Annotated in this window: 5 protein-coding genes and 1 pseudogene (1 of these 6 running past the window's edge); 1 reads left to right on the top strand and 5 read right to left on the bottom strand. The window is 31.8% G+C overall.

What is annotated here, in order from left to right; translation table 11 throughout:
- The 5 genes and pseudogenes from V7068_RS22365 to V7068_RS22345 form a co-directional block, all read right to left on the bottom strand.
- Nucleotides 1–267: pseudogene (locus tag V7068_RS22365) on the bottom strand (ABC transporter ATP-binding protein); the annotation flags it as partial.
- A 19-nt stretch (nt 268–286) separates the two neighbouring features.
- Entirely contained in the window at nt 287–742 is a 456-nt protein-coding gene (locus V7068_RS22360) for a S24/S26 family peptidase (RefSeq protein WP_499714620.1), read from the bottom strand.
- Entirely contained in the window at nt 732–998 is a 267-nt protein-coding gene (locus V7068_RS22355) for a PqqD family protein (RefSeq protein ID WP_499714619.1), read from the bottom strand. Before V7068_RS22355 ends, V7068_RS22360 begins: the two co-directional genes overlap by 11 nt.
- Nucleotides 998–1771, bottom strand: a complete 774-nt coding sequence (locus tag V7068_RS22350; RefSeq protein WP_499714618.1) for a hypothetical protein — start codon at nt 1769–1771, stop codon at nt 998–1000. Before V7068_RS22350 ends, V7068_RS22355 begins: the two co-directional genes overlap by 1 nt.
- A 182-nt stretch (nt 1772–1953) precedes the next feature.
- Entirely contained in the window at nt 1954–2166 is a 213-nt protein-coding gene (locus V7068_RS22345; protein ID WP_499714617.1) for a hypothetical protein, read from the bottom strand.
- A 580-nt stretch (nt 2167–2746) separates the two neighbouring features.
- Here V7068_RS22345 and V7068_RS22340 point away from each other — a divergent pair.
- Nucleotides 2747–4082 carry the 5' portion of a right-handed parallel beta-helix repeat-containing protein gene (locus tag V7068_RS22340; protein WP_499714621.1) on the top strand. The gene runs 23 nt beyond the window's last position, so 1336 of the gene's 1359 nt are visible here — the first part of the coding sequence; the start codon lies at nt 2747–2749; its stop codon lies beyond the right edge, outside the window.

Below are 4082 nucleotides of genomic sequence, written 5' to 3'. Positions count from 1 at the left end.
CGAGATAATATTTAATACAATAAGTCCTACCCCAATCGGAATTAATATTTTAATTCGTTCGAGATTACTAGTAATGGCAGCATCCGTAATACTTCCAAAGAACCAAGCAAACGCTAATGTGAAGAAAATGTCAATCATTAAGATACACAACAAAATAAAATAAGCTTTTTTACGTTTCAGAACAAACGGTTTTAAAAGTATAAACGTTTTTTGAAAATCACTCCACGTAAAATACGGTCTAATGATTGTTAAGAATCTTTTCATCATCCAAACACTCCATAATGATTCAATATAGTATATTACTTTTACGATTTAAGTATTGTCTGAGAATACTAGAGAGCATCGGAAAAAGAAGAATTAATTTTCCCCAAAAAAAGGCTCGAAAATCTGAAACATTTAGTAAAGATTTCTCTTTTTGAACATAGAGAAGCTTGCCAATAATCCGCTCTTCACAAACAGGCTGATCAAAGCCTAAATTTGTATCTCCTTTAAAAACAAAGAAGGATTTATTATTCATCATTTTACTTCCGTAATACCGATGAGCAGTAAGTTGTCCTGTCTCTAAATGAAACAAAACCACTTCCCCTTTTTTTAACTCTTGAGGTTCACACACGATAAATCGGCAAAGATTTCCTTCTTGAATAAAAGGAAACATACTTGTACCTTGAGCTGGTATATCGATATGGCCATTTTTCTTCAAGACTGCTTTTAATAGATTGATTGTTTGCTCATCAAACAACATATTGAATCAGTCCACACCTATCCAAATCCAACAAATATTTCTCAATATCATTTTTTGTGATTTCTTCAATTGTATTATAATTCGCCTGAACCGCCTCAATAATCGAATCGACCGATTGAGCTTCCCTTAATAAAGACCAGCAAAAACCACCTAATTCGTTAAGTTTTGTAATGGTAAAATTACTTGTATGCAAAATAAGCCATTCCTGATCCAGCCAAGTGGTTTCCGAATTTTCACATTGAATATATTGCACCATTATGAAATCAACTCCCAAAAAGTATTGTTCTTTTGAAAATAAAGCTTAAAAGTTGGCACTGTGTCTACTACAGTTCTTAATAACCCTAGAATATTTCTTGTTTCTTCGGCACTAGTTTCCCAATAAAACACTTTATTCATCAATTCAATAAGCGCATCAGATTTCTTAACGGAAATTCTCTGACTTTGAAGAGATTGGTATAATAGCTGAATGCTTCCTAAAGGGTGACCCTTCAAATACTTACTTGATTCAAGTTCACTTCGAAAAGGAGAATTACATACAATGATTTCACCTGGTGTAATTTTTAATATAGTTGCTTCATCTGAGAGTAAGTCCCGAGGATAAGATAATTTGGCAGCAGTAGACTTCCCTGCTCCTGACTGTCCCGCAAAAATATGAGCGGTGTCTTTTTCAATTACACACGATGAATGAATTAAAAGTCCCCAATTATGATAGATGATGAAAGAACTATATAAATTCATTAATGCATGCTTTAAAGCTAAATCATCATAAACAGAAACGATTGCTTCTTTGTACTCCGAATCAACTTCAATCATGTAGTCTGTTCTCTGAAAATTGATTTTATCTACTGTTTTTTCAATCTTCACTTCGTAATTGGAAAATGGGTTACCGTAGCCTTCTTGAATTGTAATAGAGAGATCAGGTTTTGTTTCCTTAGTTGCAAAATGATTTTTAAACAAATTAATTAAAGAATCTGTAGGATGGGTAATTTTAATGATATGATCCCCAATTTTACTATAAAACTCCTTCATAATTGACTCCTTACGTTTATTTTTAAAAAGCGAGCCAATAGAAAATCACTAACATCGGCTCGGTAAAAGAGATTGATTATGGTTACCTTTCGGTTGATATGATTTCTATTTCAAAAAGGTAAAATAAAATGCAACACTGTAATAACTATTTATTATTAAACATTAAGCGAATATTCTACTATTTATCCTTTTCCGTGGCCTTTACCGGGAGTACCAGCACCACCAGGAGTTGGATTTGGATTGTTATACGGCCAATTATTACCATTATTTCCTGTACCAGGGTGATCTAGATTGCCCTTTCCTGGATTCCAACTCTGTGCTGTTTCGAAATGGATAGACCTATGATCTAAGACCATCGGTTTATGATATTGCGGTTTCATTTCTTCGTTTTTCAATTTAGTGCCTCCTCTTTTTTTAGTATAAATAGCCTAGAATACATCTTTCTTGCAGCTATTTAATTCATTATAAATGATTTTAGGTTCTTTTTAAAGAACATAAGTTGAAAGATATCATGAATTTTGTCATGGTATATACTTATTAGTCTAAAAAATTTAATAAAACTATAATCATTAAATTTTTTAAGATAGTCTAGAAAGGTATGTTATGACTATTGGTCTAACAAATATACGAAAGACCGGTTTATCGACAACTGTTCAAAAATAACTATAATCAACTTTGTTACTATAAATGAATAGCCGTTCCATTATTATATTAAGTGAATACCTTATTATAGAGAACAAAAGAATGAATAAAGGTGGGTGATTTACTTTGTCATTAAGTTATTTAATAGAACTAAATAGATGGAATATAAAACAAGGACTCCCAAGTAAGCCCTACAAAGATTTAGATTATATCCAAGCTGATACAAACATTCAAGGAATAAACAATGCAATACAGTACGCATTTAATAACGGCTATACAAGTATTGTTTTACCAAAAGGCCAATATGCTTTGTGTTATCCAAGAGAAATCAAAATGGCTAACAATATGACGTTCGATTTAAATGGCTCCACTTTAAAAGTTATTTATGACTCTGATCGAAAATCACCATTTGATAATCGGAAAACGACGGATTATTACAATTTCAAAGGAAATAGCATATCCTTCGAGAATGTTACAAACGCTCATTTAATTGGTGGGACGATTATTGGCTGTAGAGATGATCGAAGTTTCACAAATTTAGCAGAAGAAAGAAAAATGGAACATACTTATGGAGTTATTTTTCAAAAAAGCACAAAATATAGTTCTATAAAACATTGTATAGTTAGAGATTATATGGGTGATAATATAACCTTTTCGAGCTCTTCGATTAGAGAACTAGCTGAATTTAATATGAATCTCTCCTTAAATTCTATCGATTATACAACCGGTCAAACTATTTCTTCAACAAATACACTTGCTTCGGGATTCATTAATATTCCAACTGATGCTCAATTTTCCTCATTCCAAATAGCTGGAGCAGGATATTCTAGATTAACAGCATTGATTAATAAGGACGTAGATGTCTTCTTCTACAAAGCAGACAATTCTTTTATTGGAGTTCTAAAGAAGAGAAAGATATATACTGATATTTCCATACCATTAGGTGCTGCCAAAATGAGAATGCTTTTTTTCAACGAAACAAACCCAGCCAAAAATCTTCAAATCACACTGAAATTTGGGTTGATTCCTCATCATAATATCGTTGAATATAATGAAATATTTAATGGACATAGAGGTGGCATATCGCTTGGTGGAAGTTATAATATAGTGCAGCATAATACAATAAGAGACAATGGTAAAGGTAGTAATAGCTTCCTCGATGGTAAACCTATTTTTAGTGATCCGACTAGATACGCTATTAACCAGGAAGATTCATATGGTGATAATTGTGTGATTAGAAACAACCTTATGTATGGGAGTAATCAGGGAATATTAGCTGGATGCTATTCAATTCAAATCGAGAATAATCATATATATAACATGGATATGAATGGGATCAACCTTTATAGCCTATTATATGCAAATATAAAAGGGAATGTCATTTATAACTGTGGAACTTCAATTGGATTAATGAACTCTAATTTCGCAAATGCCTATGTAAATATTTCAGAAAATAGTATTCAGGGCGGAAATATAAGACTAGCCTCTAACAATTCTTATCAAGTAAATATGGTTGATAATAATTTTGTAGATATAACTAATCTCGATATGGGAGCAAGTAACATTAATAACACTTTTAGAAATAACCGAATTAAGTTTGCTAATATTACTAATATCCCAGTCTTTAGTATGTATAAAATGGAAAACTGTATTTTTGACTCATTATCCA

Source organism: Bacillus sp. JJ634 (genome assembly GCF_036962285.1).
Lineage (GTDB): Bacteria > Bacillota > Bacilli > Bacillales > DSM-1321 > Peribacillus > Peribacillus asahii_A.
This window is presented reverse-complemented; position numbering and strand designations above follow the sequence as displayed.